Here is an 18992-nt window from a genome sequence, read left to right on the forward strand (position 1 = left end):
GGGGGGACCCTGTGGGAGAGTAGGACGCCGCCGAACAATCATTGTGGGAAAGCCCCGCACCTTATGGTGCGGGGCTTTTCTGCGTTTACGGGCCGTTACCCGGGGTGGGCATTCCGGCGCAGCCCTCTTCACCAGTCGGCGGGGTAGCTCTTGAGGCCGGTCGTGTCGAGGATCCAACGGCCGGCGGTGACGGTGTCCCCGAAGGCGTAGGGAACCGTCTTGCGGTAGCGGATGCCGTCGGGTCCTTGTGAGGGGTCGCTGTGCACGGTGACGGTCTTCTTGTCCTTGCGGGGGTCCACCACGACATACGTCGGGACGCCCATCCTCGGGTAGTCGTGGAGCTTGTCACGGATGTCGGTGAGCGAGTTCGTGCGTGAGACGACCTCCACCACCATCAGGACATCGCGCGAGTTGACGACCTTCGCCGTGTCATCGGTGTCCTCTTCCGCGATGACCATGAGATCGGGGACCTTGGTCAGGCCGGTCTGGGGATCGCCCATGTTCGTGTCGTTGAGGGCCATGACCTCCGGGGTCTGGGCCTCGATCTGGCGGCGCAGCCGCACCACGTTGAGTCCGTGGGGAGCCGTGGGGCTCATCATCGTGAGGAAGATCTGACCATCGGTGGTCTGCACCTTCCACTGGTCTTCCTGGTGCTCCGCCAGCTCCGCGAGCTGCTCCGCGAACTCGTGCATGCGGCGCATCTGCTCGGGGGTGAGGTCGGCCATGGTGTCCTCCTGGTGGGTGCCCGACCAGGGTATCCAGCCCCGGTGCCGTGAAGCCTGCGGGCGACGGTCCGGGGAGGCTAGAGGCGGCCGGCGGCCTTGAGGGAGAGGTAGGTGTCGGCCAGGGCGGGAGCCAGGGTGTCCGGGGTCGCGTCGACGACGTGGACGCCGTGGCGGGAGAGCTGCTCGGCCGTGCGCAGTCGCTGGGACTGGGTCTGGGTGGCCGCGGCGGCCTCGTAGACGGCGTCCAGGGAGCCGCGGGAGGCGGCCATCTGCGCGATGTGGGGGTCCGCCACGGAGGCCAGGATCACCGTGTGCCGCTGGGTGAGGCGGGGGAGGTGCGGGAGCAGGCCCTCCTCGATCGGGGCCGCGTCCAGGCCGGTCAGCAGGACCACCAGGGAGCGGCGCGGGGCGCTGCGCAGGATCGTGGAGACCAGTGCCCGGGAATCCGTCTCGACCAGTGCCGGTTCGAGGCCGGCCATGGCGTTCACGAAGGCCGGGAGGGTGTCGGCGGCCGGGCGGCCCTGGATCTGGGCGCGCGTACGCCGGTCGTGGGCCAGCAGGTCGACGCGGTCGCCGGCGCGGGTGGCCAGGGCGGCCAGCAGCAGGGCCGCGTCCATCGAGGAGTCCAGGCGGGGGGCGTCGCCGACGCGGCCCGCGGCGGTGCGGCCGGTGTCCAGGCAGATCAGGATGTGCCGGTCGCGTTCCGGGCGCCAGGTGCGCACGGCGACCGTGTTCCGGCGGGCGGTGGCCCGCCAGTCGATGGAGCGGGTGTCGTCACCGGGGACGTAGTCCCGGAGGCTGTCGAACTCGGTGCCCTCACCGCGGGTCAGGACGCTGGTGCGGCCGTCCAGTTCGCGCAGCCGGGCGAGGCGGGACGGGAGGTGCTTGCGGCTGGTGAAGGGGGGCAGGACCCGCACCGTCCAGGGGACGGTGTGCGAGCCCTGGCGGGCGAGCAGGCGGAGGGGACCGTAGGAGCGGATCGTGACGCGGTCCGCCCGGCGGTCGCCGCGCCGGGTGGGGCGCAGGCGGGTGGTCAGACGTCGGCGTTCCCCCGCGGGGAGCGTCAGGGAGTGGCGGGAGGCGGCGGCCTCGGTGCCGGAGGGCCAGCTGCTCGGCGGCCAGGCGTCGCGGACGTCGGCGCGGAGCGTGCGGGTGCCCGGGTTGGCGAGGGTGAGGTGTACGTCGGCGGGCTCGCCGAGGCGGACCGAGGTGGCGCCCGAGCGGGTCGGCTTCAGGGTGCGTACGGGGGCCGCCAGGGCGTAGTCGACGGCGCAGGCCAGGGCGAGGGAGCCGTTGACCGCGAGGAGGCCCGTCCAGCTCGGTCCGAGGAGTCCGACGGGGATGCTGCCGAGGGCCGCCAGCAGGGCGGCGCGTCCGGTGAGGGCCATCAGCGGGGTACCGGGACGCGGGCGAGGATCGCCGAGATGACGCTGTCGGAGGTGACGCCCTCCATCTCGGCCTCGGGGCGGAGCTGCACGCGGTGGCGCAGGGTGGGGAGGGCGAGGGCCTTCACGTCGTCGGGGGTGACGTAGTCGCGGCCGGTGAGCCAGGCCCAGGCGCGGGCGGTGGCCAGCAGGGCGGTCGCGCCGCGCGGGGAGACGCCGAGGGTGAGGGAGGGCGATTCGCGGGTGGCGCGGCAGATGTCGACGACGTAGGCGGTGATCTCGGGGGAGACGGTGGTCCGGGCGACGGCTTCGCGGGCGGCTTCCAGGTCGTGGGCGCCGGCGACGGGGCGGATGCCCGCGCCGTGCAGGTCGCGCGGGTCGAAGCCGGCGGCGTGCCGGGTCAGGACGCCGATCTCGTCCTCGCGGGAGGGCAGCGGGACCGTCAGCTTGAGGAGGAAGCGGTCCAGTTGGGCCTCGGGGAGGGGGTAGGTGCCCTCGTACTCGACCGGGTTCATGGTGGCGGCGACGAGGAACGGCTCGGGCAGCTTGCGGGGGGTGCCGTCGACGGTGACCTGGCGTTCCTCCATCGCTTCGAGGAGCGAGGACTGCGTCTTGGGGGGTGTGCGGTTGATCTCGTCGGCGAGCAGGAGGTTGGTGAAGACCGGGCCGTCCTGGAAGGAGAACTCGGCGGTCCGGGCGTCGTAGACGAGGGAGCCGGTGACATCGGCCGGCATCAGGTCGGGGGTGAACTGGACGCGCTTGGTGTCGAGTTCGAGGGAGGCGGCGAGGGCGCGGACCAGGAGGGTCTTGGCGACGCCGGGGACGCCTTCGAGGAGGACGTGGCCCCGGCACAGGAGTGCGACGACGAGACCGGTGACGGCGGAGTCCTGGCCGACCACGGCCTTGGCGATCTCGGTGCGGAGCGCTTCCAGGGAGGAACGGGCGCTGTCCGTGGTGGCCGTCATGAGGTGCGGACCTCTCTTTCGAGGGCGTCGAGGTGGTCGGCGAGCGCGACGAGTGCCGCGTCGTCGGCGGGGGTGGTACCGAAGAGGAGGGCGGCCGGGTCGTTCGGGCGTCCGTCGGCGGTGAGGCGGGCCGATACGGCGGGGACCAGGGTCGCGGGGTCGTGGGCCTGCGGGGCCGGTACGCCGACCAGGGGGGCGAGGCGTTCGCGGGCGGCGGCGCGCAGTACGGTCGCGGCGCGGTCGCGGGCGTCGGCCCTGCGGTAGAGGCGGGCGCGGCCTTCGGTGGCCTCGGAGGCGCGGATCGCGACCGGAAGGTTCTCGGTGACGAGGGGTCCGAGCCTGCGGGCCCGCCACAGGGCGGCGAGGGCCGCGGCGGCGAACAGCTGGAGCAGGGCCCAGGTCCAGCCGGCCGGGACGAGGCCGAGGAGGGAGGTGTCCTCGGCGCCGGTGCCGGGGTCGGCGGACATGTCCGCGGGGGTGGGCAGGTACCAGACGAGTTCCGGGCGGGAGCCGAGGAGCTGGAGGGCGAGGGAGGCGTTGCCCTCGTCGGCGAGGCGCTTGTTGAGCAGGAAGGTCTCGGAGCCGAGGAGGACGGTGTCGCCGCCCTTGGTGGTGCTGGGGAGCACGAGCAGGGTGGGGTGTCCGTCGCTGGGGTAGCAGGCGGTGGCCCCGGGGAGGTCGGTGGTGTAGCGGAGGCCGTCGCCGGTGCCGGCCCGGCCGGCGGTGGCGGCGGGGAGGGCGCAGGCGGGGTGGCCCGGGTCGAGGTCGCGCTGGTGGGCGAAGCCCTTGGTGCGGGCGGCGGGGGCCAGCTCGGGGAGGGCGGTGCTGCCGGGGGCGACGAGGACGGTGCGGCCGCCGGAGAGGTCGATGGCCGAGCGGATGGCGCGGCGCTGGGGCTCGCCGAGCAGGTCGGGGTCGGCGACGAGGAGGGTGGTGCCGGGGCCGGCTGCCGCCGCGGCCTCCGCGGCGTTGGTGACCACCCGGGTGGTGACGCCGCGTTCCTTGAGGAGCTGGGCGAGGGCACGGCTGCCGTCGGGGTCGGCGGAGCGCGGGTCGAGCCGGCCGTGGTGGTCGCCCGCCTGGAGGCCGGCGAGGGCGACGGCGGCGGTGAGCAGGATGCCGGCCGCGAGGAGGAAGCCGCGGGCCCGGGTCCAGAACTGGGCGCGGGTGAGGGCGGTGGAGGTGGCGCCCGTGGTGCCGCCGGTGGTGCTGCCGGTGGTGCCGCCCGCGATGGGACCGGCGTCGGGACCGGTGGTGGGGCCGGCGGGGGCGGCCGTGGTGTCGGTGCGGTCGGGTGGGGTGGGCGTCATGGGGTGGGGCCCGTCAGGAGGGGCTTCGTGCGGGTCAGGGTGAGGTCGAGGTCGCGCAGGCGGGCGTAGGTGCCGGGGTCGCCGGAGCGGCCGCCGTAGGTGACGTCGTCGAAGGCGCGGGCCGCGGCGCGCAGGTCCGCGGCGTGGCCGGGGAGGGACGCGGCGGCTTCGGCGGCGGCCTCGTCGGCGGTGCGGCCGGGGCGGGGGTCGAGGAGGGTGCGTTCCTCCAGGGAGCGGACGAGGGCGCGCATGCGTTCCTGGACGGCCTCGGTCCAGCGGCCGGCGGCGGCGTGGGCCTCGGCGGCCGCGCGGTGGTCGTCGGCGGTGCGCGGGCCGTCGTCGAAGAGGGTGTCGGCGGCGGTGGCGGTGCGGCGGGGGGTGCCCAGGCGCCACCACAGGGCGCCGACGGCCAGGACGACGAGCAGGACGATGGCGAGGAGGCCGAGTCCGCCGCCCGGAGTGGCTCCGGAGGCGCGGTCGAGGAACTCGCCTATCCACTCCCAGAAGCGGTCCAGGGCGCGCTGGAGGAGCCCCGGGTCGTCCTGGTGGTACATCGGCTTGGACAGCTCGTGTTCGGCCGCCTCGCGGGCAGCCTCGCGCGATGTCGTCAGTGGTGGTGTCTCGGCGCGCGGCAGCAGGGCCGCCGCGCCCGTGACGATGAGTCCCCCCGTGCTCATCAGGGCGTCAGCCTCCGGTGACCGGTCCGCCGCCGTCCTGGCCGGCGGCCCGGGCGAGTTCCAGGTCCAGGGCCTCGCGGCGGATGCGCTGGTCGACGTAGAGGAGGGTGGTGACACCCGTCTGCATCGGCAGGGTGACGGTGGCGCCGACGACCGATCCGATCGCGGCGATGATCAGGAAGGTCCAGCCCGTGGTGGCGGAGCCGTCGAGCAGGGAGCCGAGGCCGCCGGGGGCCAGGAACAGGGCGACGGCCGCGAACGGCATGACGATGATCGCCGAGGTGATCCCCCGGAGCAGCCAGGTCAGCAGGCTGATGCCGAAGATCCGCCACCACGAGCCGCGGACCAGCTTGGCGGAGCGCTTGAGGGCGTCGGTGACCGAGCCGCGTTCCAGCATCAGCGCGGGCGGCGCCAGCACGAAGGTCACGTAGAACCAGGCCAGGAGCACCATGGAGACGGGGACGCCCAGGACCGCCAGCGGGGCGCTGCCCGCGAGGATGCCGGGGAGCACCGGCAGGACGGCGGCGGCGAGGGCGCCCAGCAGCAGGAGGGCGATGAGGCCGGCCAGGCGCGGGGCCAGCGGGCGGACGGCCCGCAGGGTGGCGGAGAGCGTGGAGGGCCGGCCGAGGACGGCGTGGCTGACGACGGGCGCGAGCAGGGCGGTGACCAGGAACAGCCCGAGGATCTCCAGGTAGTACTCGGCGCCGTACAGGAGCGCGGTGTCGCCGAGGAGCTTGCTCGTCTCGGCGGCGCTCGGCGTCGGGTCGGTGGTGATCACGGCGCTGCCCATGGTGGCGCGCTGGACGAAGAGCAGCGCGATCTGGGTCAGGGCGGCGACGACCAGGCTGACGGAGAGGACGGGGCGCCAGTGGCCGCGCAGGGTGCTCACGGCGCCGTCGAGGATCTCGCCGAGGCCCAGGGGGCGCAGCGGGATGACGCCGGGCTTGGCGGCGGGCGGCGGGCCGCCCCAGCCGCCGGGGTGGGCGTACGGGGAGCCGTGGGGCGTGCCCGGCTGCTGCTGCGGTCCGGAGTCGTACGATCCCCACCCGGTCTGCTGCTGAGGCGCCGGGGCCGCGGGCGGGGTCACGCCCTCGGCCGGGCTCGACCACTGGCCGGGCGGCGGCTGGGTGGCGGACCACTTGCCGTCGGCGGCGGGCGGCGCGGCGGGCCGGTCGCCTTCGGGGCCCTGGCCGTCGGACGGGGATCCGGGCGTGGCCCAGCCCGGAGAGTCGTTCATCGTCGCTCCTTCACGTGCACCTGCCGCGGCCGGCGCGCTGGTCGGCTGCCATCGTGCCACGGGGACCACGGAACGAACCGGCCGTACCCCCGGGTTCCCGGGCCGCTCGCCCTTCAATTGTCGCGTGGATCCGGGGCAGACTGGTCGTCCTGATCACCACGCAGGTCCGAGGGGCGATTTCCAGCCCTTTTGGCTGTGGGACAGCTCACCGCCAGGTAACGATTAGCTAATGGGATGATGTCAAGCATGAAGGGACGAGTCCTTGTCGTCGACGACGACACCGCGCTGGCCGAGATGCTCGGCATTGTGCTGCGTGGAGAAGGTTTTGAGCCGTCGTTCGTAGCGGACGGCGACAAGGCGCTGGCTGCCTTCCGGGAGGCGAAGCCGGATCTGGTGCTGCTCGACCTCATGCTGCCCGGACGGGACGGCATAGAGGTCTGCAGGCTGATCCGCGCCGAATCGGGTGTGCCGATCGTCATGCTCACGGCGAAGAGCGACACGGTGGACGTGGTGGTGGGCCTGGAGTCCGGGGCCGACGACTACATCGTCAAGCCGTTCAAGCCGAAGGAGCTGGTCGCCCGTATCCGGGCGCGCCTGCGCCGGTCGGAGGAGCCCGCGCCCGAGCAGCTGGTCATCGGTGACCTGGTCATCGACGTTGCCGGGCACTCGGTCAAGCGCGACGGCACCTCGATCGCCCTGACCCCGCTGGAGTTCGACCTGCTGGTCGCCCTCGCGCGCAAGCCCTGGCAGGTGTTCACCCGCGAGGTGCTGCTGGAGCAGGTCTGGGGCTACCGGCACGCGGCGGACACCCGCCTGGTCAACGTGCACGTACAGCGGCTGCGCTCCAAGGTCGAGAAGGATCCGGAGCGCCCCGAGATCGTCGTGACGGTCCGCGGTGTGGGCTACAAGGCCGGACCGAGCTGACGTGCAGCCCGGCACGCCCCGGGGCGGCCCCCGACGGGGAGTCCTGAGGGGCGGCCGGCTGCTCCAGGAGGGAGCGCCCGGCGGCCCCCTGTTGCGGTTGTTCGGACGTCTCGTCCGCCGGCCGCTGCTTCCGGCTGTCCGCCTGTGGCGCCGCAACATCCAGCTGAGGGTCGTCGCGGCGACGCTGCTGATGTCGCTCGCCGTGGTCCTGGCGCTGGGCTTCGTGGTCATCGCGCAGGTCAGCAAGGGTCTCCTGGACGCCAAGGAGGAGGCCGCGCAGAGCCAGGCCGCGGGCGGCTTCGCGGTCGCGCAGGAGAAGGCCAACACGCCGTCCGTGGCCGACGGGGCCGACACCACCGACAACAAGGTCGGACAGGACGCCAGCACCTGGATGAACGCGCTGGTCAAGCAGCTCGCCAGTGGCGGTCAGACCGCCTTCGAGGTGGTCGCGCTCGGTGCGGGCACCGGTGAGCAGGCGGCCGGCGCGCAGGGCGTCAAGGGTGCCCGCGCCTCCGGCAACGTGGACCCGACCGCGAGCGTCCCGTCGGCGCTGCGCAGGTCCGTCAACCACGGCACCGGCACCTTCAAGACCTTCTGGCAGATCCGGTACACCGCGGGCAGCGGGGACAAGGCGCCGGAGCCGGCCCTGGTCGTCGGCAAGCGGCTGACCGACATCAACGGGGACCCGTACGACCTGTACTACCTGTTCCCGCTCACCCAGGAGGAGGAATCCCTCAACCTGGTCAAGGTCACCATCGCCACCGCCGGCGTGTTCGTGGTCGTGCTGCTCGGCGCCATCGCCTGGCTCGTCGTACGCCAGGTCGTGACCCCCGTCCGGATGGCCGCCGGGATCGCCGAGCGGCTCTCGGCGGGGCGGCTCCAGGAGCGGATGAAGGTCACCGGCGAGGACGACATCGCCCGTCTGGGCGAAGCCTTCAACAAGATGGCCCAGAACCTCCAGAACAAGATCCAGCAGCTGGAGGACCTGTCCCGGCTGCAGCGCCGCTTCGTCTCCGACGTCTCCCACGAGCTGCGCACCCCGCTGACGACGGTCCGGATGGCCGCCGACGTGATCCACGACGCCCGCGCCGACTTCGACCCGGTCACCGCCCGGTCCGCGGAGCTCCTCGCGGGGCAGCTCGACCGCTTCGAGTCCCTCCTCGCCGACCTGCTGGAGATCAGCCGGTTCGACGCGGGAGCGGCCGCGCTGGAGGCGGAGCCCATCGACCTGCGGGACGTCGTGCGCCGGGTCATCGACGGCGCCGAGCCGCTGGCCGAGCACAAGGGGACCCGGATCCGGGTCCTCGGCGACACCCAGCCGGTGATAGCCGAGGCCGACGCGCGGCGGGTGGAGCGGGTGCTGCGCAACCTGGTCGTCAACGCCGTCGAGCACGGCGAGGGCCGTGACGTGATCGTCCGGCTCGCCTCGGCGGGCGGGGCCGTGGCGGTGGCCGTCCGCGACTACGGCGTCGGGCTCAAGCCCGGCGAGGCCACCCGTGTCTTCAACCGGTTCTGGCGCGCCGACCCGGCGCGGGCGCGCACGACCGGCGGTACGGGCCTTGGCCTGTCCATCGCCGTCGAGGACGCCCGGCTGCACGGCGGCTGGCTCCAGGCCTGGGGCGAGCCCGGCGGCGGCTCGCAGTTCCGCCTCACCCTGCCGCGCACCGCCGACGAACCGCTGCGCGGTTCGCCGATCCCGTTGGAGCCCGAGGACTCCCGGGGCAACCGGGCGCGGGCCGTGGCCGAAGCCGCGGGGCGCGGCAACGGGTCCGGCGGGCCGGGCGCCCGTACCGGCGCGGCCGGCGAGCGGGACGGCCGTTCGCCGATCCCGCCGCGGCCGGCCGTCACCACCGCCCAGCCGGTGCCCGCCGACCCGACGGCGCTGCCCGGCAACGGCGCCCGGGTCGTGTCCCGGCCCGCCGACCATGGAGCAGCACAGGAGGATGGATCCGGTGGAGGACGCTGAGCGCGCGTCGGCGTACGTACGGGGTGCGGGGCGCGCCGAGCCCGGGGACCGGGTGCGGGGCGTGCGGCGCGCGGGTTCCGCGGGCGTGCGGGCCGCCGCCGTCCTCGGTACCTTCGGGCTGCTGCTGGCGGGCTGCGCCTCCATGCCCGACCACGGCGAGATCCGCCGGGTGGATGCCTCGCAGGGCGTCGACTCCCAGGTACGGGTCTTCGGCGCGCCGCCGGCCGACAAGGCCAGTCCCGCCGACATCGTCGACGGCTTCCTGGAGGCCATGACCAGCGACGACCCCCAGCTGGCCACCGCCCGCAAGTACCTCACCGAGGACGCCGCGAAGGACTGGCGGCCGGGCTCGGCCGTCACCGTGCTCTCGGCCGGCCTCGACCGGGTGCGCGTCGAGGGCGAGAAGGACCCCGATTCGCCCCGCTGGAAGGTCACCGGCAAGAAGCTGGCGACCGTCGACGAGCGCAGCGCGTACCAGCCGGAGACCGGCGGCAAGCGCTACGAGGAGTTCCTGCAGCTGGTCCAGGTCAACAAGCAGTGGCGGATCTCGACGCCGCCCAGCAGCCTGGTGCTCAGCGAGTCCGACTTCCAGCGCATCTACAAGCCGGTGAACAAGTACTACTTCGCGGGCGGCAGGCTCGTCGCCGATCCGGTGTACGTGCGCCAGCGCAGTGATCCCGACTCCCGGATGGACCCGACCACGCAGACCGTGCAGTCGCTGCTGGACGGGCCCTCGAAGTGGCTCGGCCCGGTCGTCTCCACCGCCTTCCCCAGCGGTACGGCGCTGCGCGAAGGCACCAAGTCCCTTTCCTACGACGGCCAGAACACCCTGCGCGTGCCGCTCAACGAGAAGGGCAGCAACGTCGGGCAGCCGCAGTGCCAGAAGATGGCCACTCAACTCCTGTACACGGTGCGGGACCTGACGGCCTCCCGGCTCGACCGGGTCGAACTGCTGCGCTCCGACGGCAAGTCCTCGCTGTGCTGGGTGACGGGCGTGGCCGCCGCGTCCATCGCCGGCCGGCCGGCGCCGCCGGAGCACCAGTACTACGTGGACAAGGACTCCAAGCTGGTCCGGATGGTCCTCAACGCCAACGCCGACGAGCAGCAGCAGGACAAGCCGGAGGTGGCGCCGGGGCCGCTGGCGACGGCCGCCGCGTTCAAGGTGGGGTCGGCGGCGATCGCGTACGACGAGAAGCGGGCCGCGGTCGTCTCCGACGACGGGCACGGGCTGTACGTCGTGACGCTGACGACGGCCGGGCAGATGCCGCAGCCGCTGCTGACCAGCAAGACCGGCAAGCTGACCCCGCCCAGCTGGGACGCCCAGGGCGACCTGTGGATCGCGGACCTCGACCCGCAGACCCAGGGCCTGTACCGGATCCCGGGCGGGACCGGGACCCCGCAGAAGGTGGACGTCGCCGGGCTGGACGGCGGGCGGATCAGCGCGCTGAAGGCCTCCTCGGACGGGGTGCGCATCGCGCTGCTCGTCGAGAAGGAGGGCGGGCGCAAGAACCTGTACATCGGACGGATCGAGCGGCCCGAGGGCAAGGGGGACACCTCGCCGCTGTCGGTGCGGGAGCTGCGGCCCGCGGCCCCGCAGATGGCGGAGGTCACGGCGATGAGCTGGGCGCCGCGGGGCCGGCTGCTGGTGGTGGGCCGCGAGAGCGGCGGGGTCGACCAGGCCCGTTACATGCTGGCCGACGGCTCGATGGTGGCCGCGGGCCTGCCCGGGGCCACCGGGCTGACCGCGATCGCGGCGGCCGACGACGACTCGAAGCCGGTGGTGGCCTTCTCCGGCGAGGACGGGATCGTGTGGCTGCCGCCGGGGGCGCAGTGGCGCACGGTGGCGGCGGGCGGAAAGGCCCCGGTCTACCCGGGCTGAGCCCCGGGGCCGGCCGGTCCGCGGCCACGCCGGGCGGTTGTCCACAGGGGTCGCGCGGTCGGTGGGCGCCGGGCAGGGTGGTGGCATGCGGGGGTGGAGGCATGCGGGGGTGGAGGCATGCGGGGGTGGTGGCAGGAGCTGGCCGGGCTGGTGCTGCCGGGTGACTGCGCGGGCTGCGGGGCGGCGCGGGCCGTGCTGTGCCCGCGCTGCCGGGACGCGCTGAGCGGGGCCGGCGCGGGGCCGGTGCGTCCCGCGGCGCGGCGGGCGGGCCCGATCGGGCTGCCCGGTGTGCACGCGGGGGCGCGGTACGAGGGGGCCGTACGGGCAGTCCTGCTGGCCCACAAGGAACGCGGGGCGCTGCCCCTGGCGGCCCCCCTGGGCGCGGCCCTGGCGGCGGCGGTGCTCCGGGGCGGCGGGCCGCTTGGCGGGTCCCCGGACGGGTCCCGGGACCCGGCGGGCGGGTCCGGGGCGGGAGAGCTGGTGCTGGTGCCGGTGCCCTCGGCGCGGCGGGCCGTGCGGGCGCGCGGGCACGATCCGGCGCGGCGGATCGCCCTGGCCGCGTCGGGGCGGTTGCGCCGGGCGGGTGCGGCCGCCCGCGTGGCGCCCGTACTGCGGCTGCGCCGACGGGTCGCGGACCAGGCGGGCCTGGGGGCGCGGGAGCGGCTGGAGAACCTGGCGGGGGCCCTGGAGGTGTGCCGCGGCGGGGCCCGGGTGACGGCCGGGGCGCGGATCGTCCTGGTCGACGACGTGATCACCACCGGGGCCACGCTCGCCGAGGCCGCGCGGGCGCTGCGGGCGGCGGGTCTGGGGGTGGCGGAGGCGGCTGTGGTCGCGGCGCCGGCGGACTCCTTCGTGCGGATCCGGTCGGCAACTCGTACAGAGCAAAAATCTTGTGAATAGATTTGGAACTGCCGGGGAATGCGCATCGTTGCAGGTAGTAAGAGGGAACGGCCACCTGAACGGAGGTACGTTCCGGTAGCGGGTGCCGACAACCGGCTTTGAGGGATATGTTCGGTTGTGAGGAACTGGCGATCCTTGGGCACCGGGTACCGGAGCACCAGTCCGCCCGTTTTATTGCCAACCTTGTGTCAGTGCCTGTTCAGGGGGTTTCTCTCTACTCCCGAGTCGGTGGGATGTGGATCTTGCCGATGGGGGAGGAGGAGGTGAAAGTCGCCAAGTCCGAGGCTCCGGTGTTCACCGGGGCCTGGTGCGAAAGGGAGCGCTTCGCCACTGTCGGCGGGGCTCTCCGGGAACGGAGTTCTGCGTGGACATCGTCGTCAAGGGCCGCAAGACCGAGGTGCCCGAGCGGTTCCGCAAGCACGTGGCCGAGAAGCTGAATCCGGAGCGGATCCAGAAGCTCGACGCCAAGGTGATCAGCTTGGACGTCGAGGTGTCCAAGGAGCACAACCCGCGCCAGGCCGACCGTTCCGACCGCGTGGAGATCACCCTGCGTTCGCGGGGCCCGGTGATCCGGGCCGAGGCCGCCGCCGCCGACCCGTACGCGGCGCTCGACCTCGCCCAGGACAAGCTGGAGGCCCGGCTGCGCAAGCAGCACGACAAGCGGTTCACCCGCCGTGGCAACGGACGGCTTTCGGCGGCCGAGGTCGTCGACACGGTGCCGGGCGTCGCCACGCTCAACGGCAACGGCGAGCCGGTCGGTGAGGAGAAGGCGGACGGGATCCCGACCACCCGGATCGGTTCCCTGGAAGTGCAGGGCGAAGGCCCGCTCATCGTCCGCGAGAAGACCCACTCGGCCGGCCCCATGTCGCTCGACCAGGCCCTGTTCGAAATGGAACTGGTCGGACACGACTTCTATCTGTTCGTCGACTCCGAGACCAAGATGCCCAGCGTCGTCTACCGCCGTCACGCCTACGACTACGGCGTCGTCCACCTGAACGCCGACGGGGCCTCCAGCTCGGACGAACCGGCCGCGGGCGCGGGCGGCGCGCTGGGCGGCTGATCATCCATCCGTTGCCCCTGCGGAACGCCCCGGCGATCCGCAGGGGCACCTGTGTGAGTGCGGTGGCCGGTAGTCATCGGCTGGTGGCCGGTAGTGGCGTGTATGAGCCAGACGGGCTCCCGTGGACCCCCTTCCGGTCATCCGGGCATGGAATCATGGCGGGCAGTCAACCGGCGGCCGCTCCCGCCGGATTGGCCCAGCGGCTGAGCACATGCAGGGGGAGGAACGATGGCGGACACCTTCGGGCCGGTACGCGGTGACGACGGCGCGGGCTGTCGTGCGGCGGACCCGGCGGACCCGGCGGCGGATCCGGCCGGGGAGCCCATCCGGGTGCTCGTGGTCGACGACCACGCCCTCTTCCGGCGCGGCCTGGAGATCGTCCTCGCGCAGGAGGAGGACATCCAGGTCGTCGGCGAGGCCGGGGACGGGGCGGAGGCGGTGGACAAGGCCGCCGACCTGCTGCCGGACATCGTGCTGATGGACGTGCGGATGCCGCGCAGGGGCGGGATCGAGGCGTGCACCTCGATCAAGGAGGTGGCCCCCTCCGCGAAGATCATCATGCTGACGATCAGCGACGAGGAGGCGGACCTCTACGACGCGATCAAGGCCGGCGCGACGGGCTACCTGCTGAAGGAGATCTCCACGGACGAGGTCGCCACGGCGATCCGCGCCGTGGCGGACGGGCAGTCGCAGATCAGCCCCTCGATGGCGTCGAAGCTGCTGACCGAGTTCAAGTCGATGATCCAGCGCACCGACGAGCGCAGACTGGTGCCCGCGCCGCGGCTGACGGACCGCGAGCTGGAGGTGCTGAAGCTGGTGGCCACGGGGATGAACAACCGGGACATCGCCAAGCAGCTGTTCATCTCCGAGAACACCGTCAAGAACCACGTGCGCAACATCCTGGAGAAGCTGCAGCTGCACTCGCGGATGGAAGCGGTCGTCTACGCGATGCGCGAGAAGATCCTGGAGATCCGCTAGCCGCGGGCCGGGGTTCCGGCCCTAGAGCGCGTCCAGCTCCGCCGTGACCGCTGCGGCCTCCGCGGGCGAGGAGGCGCGTTCGACGCGGACCGCGTCGCAGCCGACCCACTCCGCCGCCTCCCGCAGGGCGCGGGCCATCGCGGGCGCCGCCTTCGGGGTCGTCAGCGAGAGCTGGCGGGCCACCAGCGTGGCGCCCTCGCGGCCCGGGTCCACCCGGCCCCGGAGCCGGCCCCCGGCCAGCAGCGGCATCGCGAAGTAGCCGTGGATCCGCTGCGGTTTGGGGACGTAGGCCTCCAGCTTGTGCGTGAAGCCGAAGATCCGCTCGGTGCGGGGGCGGTCCCACACGAGCGAGTCGAACGGGGACAGCAGGGTGGTGCGGTGGCGGCCCGCGGGGGCCACGGCCAGGGCGGCCGGATCGGCCCAGGCGGGCTTGGCCCAGCCCTCCACCGCCACCGGGACCAGCCCGGAATCCGCCACCACCGCGTCGAACTGCTCGCCCTTGAGGCGGTGGTAGTCGGCGATGTCGGCGCGGGTGCCGACGCCCAGGGACCGCCCGGCCAGGGCCACGAGCCGGCGCAGGCACTCGTGGTCGTCCAGGTCGTCGTGGAGCAGGGCGTCCGGGACGACCCGCTCGGCGAGGTCGTAGACCCGCTTCCAGCCGCGCCGCTCCGAGCAGACCACGTCACCGGTGTCGAGCAGCCACTCCACCGCGATCTTGGTTTCGGACCAGTCCCACCAGGGGCCGCCGTTCTTCGCGCCGCCCAGCTCGGTGGAGGTGAGCGGGCCGTCCGCCTTCAGCCGGTCCAGGACCAGGGCGCAGGAACCCTCCCGGTCCTTCATCCTGTGCCAGCGGTAGCCGTGCGCCCGCTTGACCCGGCGGCGGAACGCGAAGTGCGGCCACTCCTCGATCGGCAGGATGCACGCCGCGTGCGACCAGTACTCGAAGGCGTGGTTGTCGCTCCAGTAGGCCTTCTCCACGGTGTCCCGGCCGACCGCGCCGAGGCGCGCGTACGGGATCAGCTCGTGCGAGCGGGCCAGCACCGAGATCGTGTCCAGCTGTACGGCGCCCAGGTGGCGCAGCACTCCGCGGACCCCTCCCCGGCGGTCGGGCGCGCCGAGGAAGCCCTGCGCGCGCAGGGCGATGCGGCGGGCCTCGTCGGCGGACAGGGACACGGACGGCTGCGGCGCGCCGGCGGGGCTGCTGGTCATGGTGGGCAGCCTAGGCGGCCCCACCGACAACGGGTCAGGGCTGCCGGTCGGGGAGGTGCGGCAGCGCGGGGGTCAGGCCGAGGTCGGAGGGGAGCACGGCGCCGATCCAGCAGTCGCGGGCGGTGCCGTTGCGCAGCAGGGCGGCCCGCAGGGTGCCCTCGAAGCGGAAGCCGGCCTTCTCGGCGACGGCCCGGGAGCCCTCGTTGCCGACCTCGGCGCGCCATTCCAGCCGTACGGCGCCGAGCTCGGTGAAGGCCCAGCGGGCGACGCCGTCCAGGGCCTCGGCCATGTAGCCGTTGCCGCGGTGCTCCCGGGTCGCCCAGTAGCCGACCTCGTACGACTTCTCCCCGAACGCCGTGTGCACGTAGACGCCGACGGCCGCGACCAGCGGGCCGCCGGCGCCGAGGCGGACCGCGAAGGGGAAGCCCGTCTCCTCGCGCCAGCCGGTGGGTACCAGCTCGTTCACGAAGGTCTTCGCGTGCGCGCGTTCGTAGGGGGAGGGGACCATGGTCCAGCGTTGGATGTCCGGGTCCTGGGCGGCGGCGTACACCTCGTCCTCGTCCGACGGGGCGAAGGGCCGCAGGTCCAGGCGGGTCGTGCGCAGCGTCGTGGGTTCCATGGACGGATTGTGGCCGTCCGGGGGGACGGCGGGCGAGCAGTTTTCGTCCGGCCCGGCACCTTCGGCCCGGTCCACACGTTCTCATTCCGGGCACCCGTGCCCTGCGGACACGGCGGACCTCCCGGCGCGACCACGTCCTCGCTTACGATGGCCGTTGCGGTGGGGCCCACCTGCCGTGCCCGGTTACGAACAGTGCCCAGGCCCGACCGGCAAGGAGACAAACCTCGGTGTCCGTCTTCAACAAGCTCATGCGTGCAGGCGAAGGCAAGATCCTGCGCAAACTGCACCGCATCGCGGACCAGGTCAACTCCATCGAAGAGGACTTCGTCAACCTCTCCGACGCCGAGTTGCGTGCGCTCACGGACGAGTACAAGCAGCGCTACCAGGACGGCGAGAGCCTGGACGACCTGCTGCCCGAGGCCTTCGCGACCGTTCGCGAGGCCGCGAAGCGAGTGCTCGGCCAGCGGCACTACGACGTCCAGATCATGGGTGGCGCCGCGCTGCACCTCGGCTACGTCGCCGAGATGAAGACCGGTGAGGGCAAGACCCTCGTCGGCACGCTGCCGGCGTACCTGAACGCGCTGTCCGGCAAGGGCGTCCACCTGATCACGGTGAACGACTACCTCGCCGAGCGCGACTCCGAGATGATGGGCCGGGTCCACAAGTTCCTGGGCCTGTCGATCGGCTGCATCCTGGCGAACATGTCCCCGGCCCAGCGCCGGGAGCAGTACAGCAGCGACATCACGTACGGCACGAACAACGAGTTCGGCTTCGACTACCTGCGCGACAACATGGCGTGGTCGCAGGACGAGCTGGTGCAGCGCGGCCACAACTTCGCCGTGGTCGACGAGGTCGACTCGATCCTCGTCGACGAGGCCCGTACCCCGCTGATCATCTCCGGTCCGGCCGACCAGGCCACCAAGTGGTACGCGGACTTCGCCAAGCTGGTCACCCGGCTGACCAAGGGCGAGGCCGGGCAGCCGCTCAAGGGCATCGAGGAGACCGGCGACTACGAGGTCGACGAGAAGAAGCGCACCGTCGGCATCCACGAGGCCGGTGTCGCGAAGGTCGAGGACTGGCTCGGCATCGAGAACCTGTACGAGTCGGTGAACACCCCCCTCGTCGGGTACCTCAACAACGCGATCAAGGCCAAGGAACTCTTCAAGATCGACAAGGACTACGTCGTCATCGACGGCGAAGTCATGATCGTCGACGAGCACACCGGCCGCATCCTCGCCGGCCGCCGCTACAACGAGGGCATGCACCAGGCGATCGAGGCGAAGGAAGGGGTGGACATCAAGGACGAGAACCAGACCCTCGCCACGATCACCCTGCAGAACTTCTTCCGCCTGTACTCGAAGCTGTCGGGCATGACCGGTACGGCCATGACCGAGGCCGCCGAGTTCCACCAGATCTACAAGCTGGGCGTCGTGCCGATCCCGACGAACCGGTCGATGCAGCGCAAGGACCAGCCCGACCTGATCTACCGCACCGAGGTCGCCAAGTTCGCGGCGGTCGTCGACGACATCGCGGAGAAGCACGAGAAGGGCCAGCCGATCCTCGTCGGCACGACGTCGGTCGAGAAGTCCGAGTACCTCTCCCAGCAGCTGTCGAAGCGGGGCATCCCGCACGAGGTGCTGAACGCCAAGCAGCACGAGCGCGAGGCGTCGATCGTCGCCCAGGCCGGCCGCCGCGGCGCGGTCACGGTCGCCACGAACATGGCCGGCCGCGGTACCGACATCAAGCTCGGCGGCAACCCGGACGACCTCGCCGAGGCGGAGCTGCGCCAGCGCGGCCTCGACCCGGAGGAGCACATCGAGGAGTGGGCGCACGCCCTGCCCGAGGCGCTCAAGCGGGCAGAGGCGGCCGTGAAGGCCGAGTTCGAAGAGGTCAAGGAGCTCGGCGGGCTGTACGTGCTGGGCACCGAGCGGCACGAGTCGCGCCGTATCGACAACCAGCTGCGCGGCCGCTCCGGCCGTCAGGGCGACCCGGGCGAGTCCCGCTTCTACCTGTCGCTGGGCGACGACCTGATGCGCCTGTTCAAGGCGCAGATGGTCGAGCGGGTCATGGCGATGGCGAACGTGCCGGACGACGTGCCGATCGAGAACAAGATGGTCACGCGGGCCATCGCCTCGGCACAGTCGCAGGTCGAGACGCAGAACTTCGAGACCCGCAAGAACGTCCTGAAGTACGACGAGGTCCTCAACAGCCAGCGCGAGGTCATCTACGGCGAGCGCCGCCGCGTCCTGGAGGGCGAGGACCTGCACGAGCAGGTCGTCTTCTTCATGGACGACACGATCGACGCGTACATCGCGGCCGAGACGGTCGAGGGCTTCGCCGAGGAGTGGGACCTGGACCGGCTGTGGGGCGCCTTCCGGCAGCTCTACCCGATCAAGGTGACGGTGGAGGAGCTGGAGGAGGCCGCCGGCGACCGCGCGGGCATCACCGCCGAGTTCATCGCCGAGTCCGTCAAGGACGACATCCACGAGCAGTACGCGGCGCGCGAGAAGGCGCTCGGCTCCGACGTCATGCGTGAGCTGGAGCGGCGCGTGGTGCTGTCGGTGCTGGACCGCAAGTGGCGTGAGCACCTGTACGAGATGGACTACCTCCAGGAGGGCATCGGCCTGCGGGCGATGGCCCAGAAGGACCCGCTGGTCGAGTACCAGCGCGAGGGCTTCGACATGTTCAACGCCATGATGGAGGGCATCAAGGAGGAGTCCGTCGGCTACCTGTTCAACCTGGAGGTCCAGGTCGAGCAGCAGGTCGAGGAGGTTCCGGTGCAGGCCGCGGCGCCGTCCATGACGAAGGAGCCGGTCGGGGCCGCACGTCCCGAGATCCGGGCCAAGGGGCTGGACGCCCCGCAGCGTCCGGACCGGCTGCACTTCTCCGCGCCGTCGGTGGACGGCGAGGGCGGGGTCGTCGAGGGCGAGTTCGACGCGGACGGCTCCGCCGGTGACGGCGGGGACGGGATGACGCGGGCGGAGCGGCGCAAGGCGCAGAAGGCCTCCGGCGGGCGTCGGCGCAAGAAGTAACCCCGCTCGGGGTTCGTGGCAACACCACCGGCCGGGGCCGGACACCTGTGGGTGTCCGGCCCCGGCCGCGTCGCGTGGCGGGTGCGGCGCCGTTGCCGGAGGTACGGCCGGGTGGGTGAGGGGGAG

Annotated in this window: 15 protein-coding genes; 7 read left to right on the forward strand and 8 right to left on the reverse strand. The window is 72.7% G+C overall.

Annotated elements, in window-relative coordinates; all coding sequences use genetic code 11:
* Window positions 1-128 precede the first annotated feature (128 nt).
* From ACZ5D2_RS28015 to ACZ5D2_RS28040, 6 genes are all read right to left on the reverse strand, one after another.
* Window positions 129-725, reverse strand: coding sequence for a Uma2 family endonuclease (locus ACZ5D2_RS28015; RefSeq protein WP_371678289.1), 597 nt, complete (start codon window positions 723-725; stop codon window positions 129-131).
* Between the two features lie 77 nt (window positions 726-802).
* The gene (locus tag ACZ5D2_RS28020) at window positions 803-2113 is read right to left on the reverse strand and encodes a DUF58 domain-containing protein (RefSeq protein WP_468933025.1); all 1311 of its coding nucleotides are present in this window, start codon (window positions 2111-2113) and stop codon (window positions 803-805) included.
* Window positions 2113-3075 (reverse strand): AAA family ATPase, encoded by a 963-nt coding sequence (locus ACZ5D2_RS28025; RefSeq protein WP_371678292.1) that lies wholly within the window; start codon window positions 3073-3075, stop codon window positions 2113-2115. The genes ACZ5D2_RS28020 and ACZ5D2_RS28025 overlap by 1 nt, the downstream gene beginning before the upstream one ends.
* Window positions 3072-4385 carry a DUF4350 domain-containing protein gene (locus ACZ5D2_RS28030; RefSeq protein ID WP_468933029.1) on the reverse strand — a complete coding sequence of 438 codons (1314 nt, stop codon included), beginning with the start codon at window positions 4383-4385 and terminating at the stop codon, window positions 3072-3074. The genes ACZ5D2_RS28025 and ACZ5D2_RS28030 overlap by 4 nt, the downstream gene beginning before the upstream one ends.
* Window positions 4382-5065: a DUF4129 domain-containing protein gene (locus ACZ5D2_RS28035; protein ID WP_468933142.1), complete on the reverse strand. Its 684-nt coding sequence runs from the start codon at window positions 5063-5065 to the stop codon at window positions 4382-4384. The genes ACZ5D2_RS28030 and ACZ5D2_RS28035 overlap by 4 nt, the downstream gene beginning before the upstream one ends.
* Before the next feature lie 4 nt (window positions 5066-5069).
* A complete protein-coding gene (locus ACZ5D2_RS28040) occupies window positions 5070-6299 on the reverse strand; it encodes a hypothetical protein (protein ID WP_371678294.1) in 1230 nt (409 codons plus the stop codon).
* Window positions 6300-6533: 234 nt separating this feature from the next.
* On the opposite strand from ACZ5D2_RS28040, the gene mtrA reads away from it, so the two are divergent.
* The 6 genes from mtrA to ACZ5D2_RS28070 all read left to right on the forward strand — a co-directional run bounded on the left by mtrA (window position 6534) and on the right by ACZ5D2_RS28070 (window position 14006).
* Entirely contained in the window at window positions 6534-7223 is a 690-nt protein-coding gene (gene mtrA, locus ACZ5D2_RS28045; protein ID WP_356224172.1) for a two-component system response regulator MtrA, read from the forward strand.
* Window position 7224: 1 nt separating this feature from the next.
* Complete coding sequence (gene mtrB, locus ACZ5D2_RS28050) at window positions 7225-9189, forward strand: MtrAB system histidine kinase MtrB (protein ID WP_371678295.1); 1965 nt, start codon at window positions 7225-7227, stop codon at window positions 9187-9189.
* Window positions 9176-11068: an LpqB family beta-propeller domain-containing protein gene (locus ACZ5D2_RS28055; RefSeq protein WP_371678296.1), complete on the forward strand. Its 1893-nt coding sequence runs from the start codon at window positions 9176-9178 to the stop codon at window positions 11066-11068. The genes mtrB and ACZ5D2_RS28055 overlap by 14 nt, the downstream gene beginning before the upstream one ends.
* A gap of 117 nt (window positions 11069-11185) precedes the next feature.
* On the forward strand, window positions 11186-11968 hold the full coding sequence (locus tag ACZ5D2_RS28060; RefSeq protein ID WP_468933035.1) for a ComF family protein: 783 nt from the start codon (window positions 11186-11188) through the stop codon (window positions 11966-11968).
* 364 nt (window positions 11969-12332) lie between these two features.
* Entirely contained in the window at window positions 12333-13028 is a 696-nt protein-coding gene (hpf, locus tag ACZ5D2_RS28065) for a ribosome hibernation-promoting factor, HPF/YfiA family (RefSeq protein ID WP_371678299.1), read from the forward strand.
* Between the two features lie 228 nt (window positions 13029-13256).
* Complete coding sequence (locus ACZ5D2_RS28070) at window positions 13257-14006, forward strand: response regulator (RefSeq protein WP_266839364.1); 750 nt, start codon at window positions 13257-13259, stop codon at window positions 14004-14006.
* A gap of 21 nt (window positions 14007-14027) precedes the next feature.
* Here ACZ5D2_RS28070 and ACZ5D2_RS28075 read toward each other — a convergent pair whose 3' ends face one another.
* Window positions 14028-15215 (reverse strand): winged helix-turn-helix domain-containing protein, encoded by a 1188-nt coding sequence (locus ACZ5D2_RS28075; protein WP_468933039.1) that lies wholly within the window; start codon window positions 15213-15215, stop codon window positions 14028-14030.
* 34 nt (window positions 15216-15249) lie between these two features.
* Window positions 15250-15834 carry a GNAT family N-acetyltransferase gene (locus tag ACZ5D2_RS28080; protein WP_371678301.1) on the reverse strand — a complete coding sequence of 195 codons (585 nt, stop codon included), beginning with the start codon at window positions 15832-15834 and terminating at the stop codon, window positions 15250-15252.
* A gap of 227 nt (window positions 15835-16061) precedes the next feature.
* Here ACZ5D2_RS28080 and secA point away from each other — a divergent pair, with 227 nt between their 5' ends.
* Window positions 16062-18866 (forward strand): preprotein translocase subunit SecA, encoded by a 2805-nt coding sequence (gene secA / locus ACZ5D2_RS28085; RefSeq protein ID WP_371678302.1) that lies wholly within the window; start codon window positions 16062-16064, stop codon window positions 18864-18866.
* Window positions 18867-18992 lie beyond the last annotated feature (126 nt).

This window comes from Streptomyces sp. NPDC031479 (assembly GCF_055581065.1).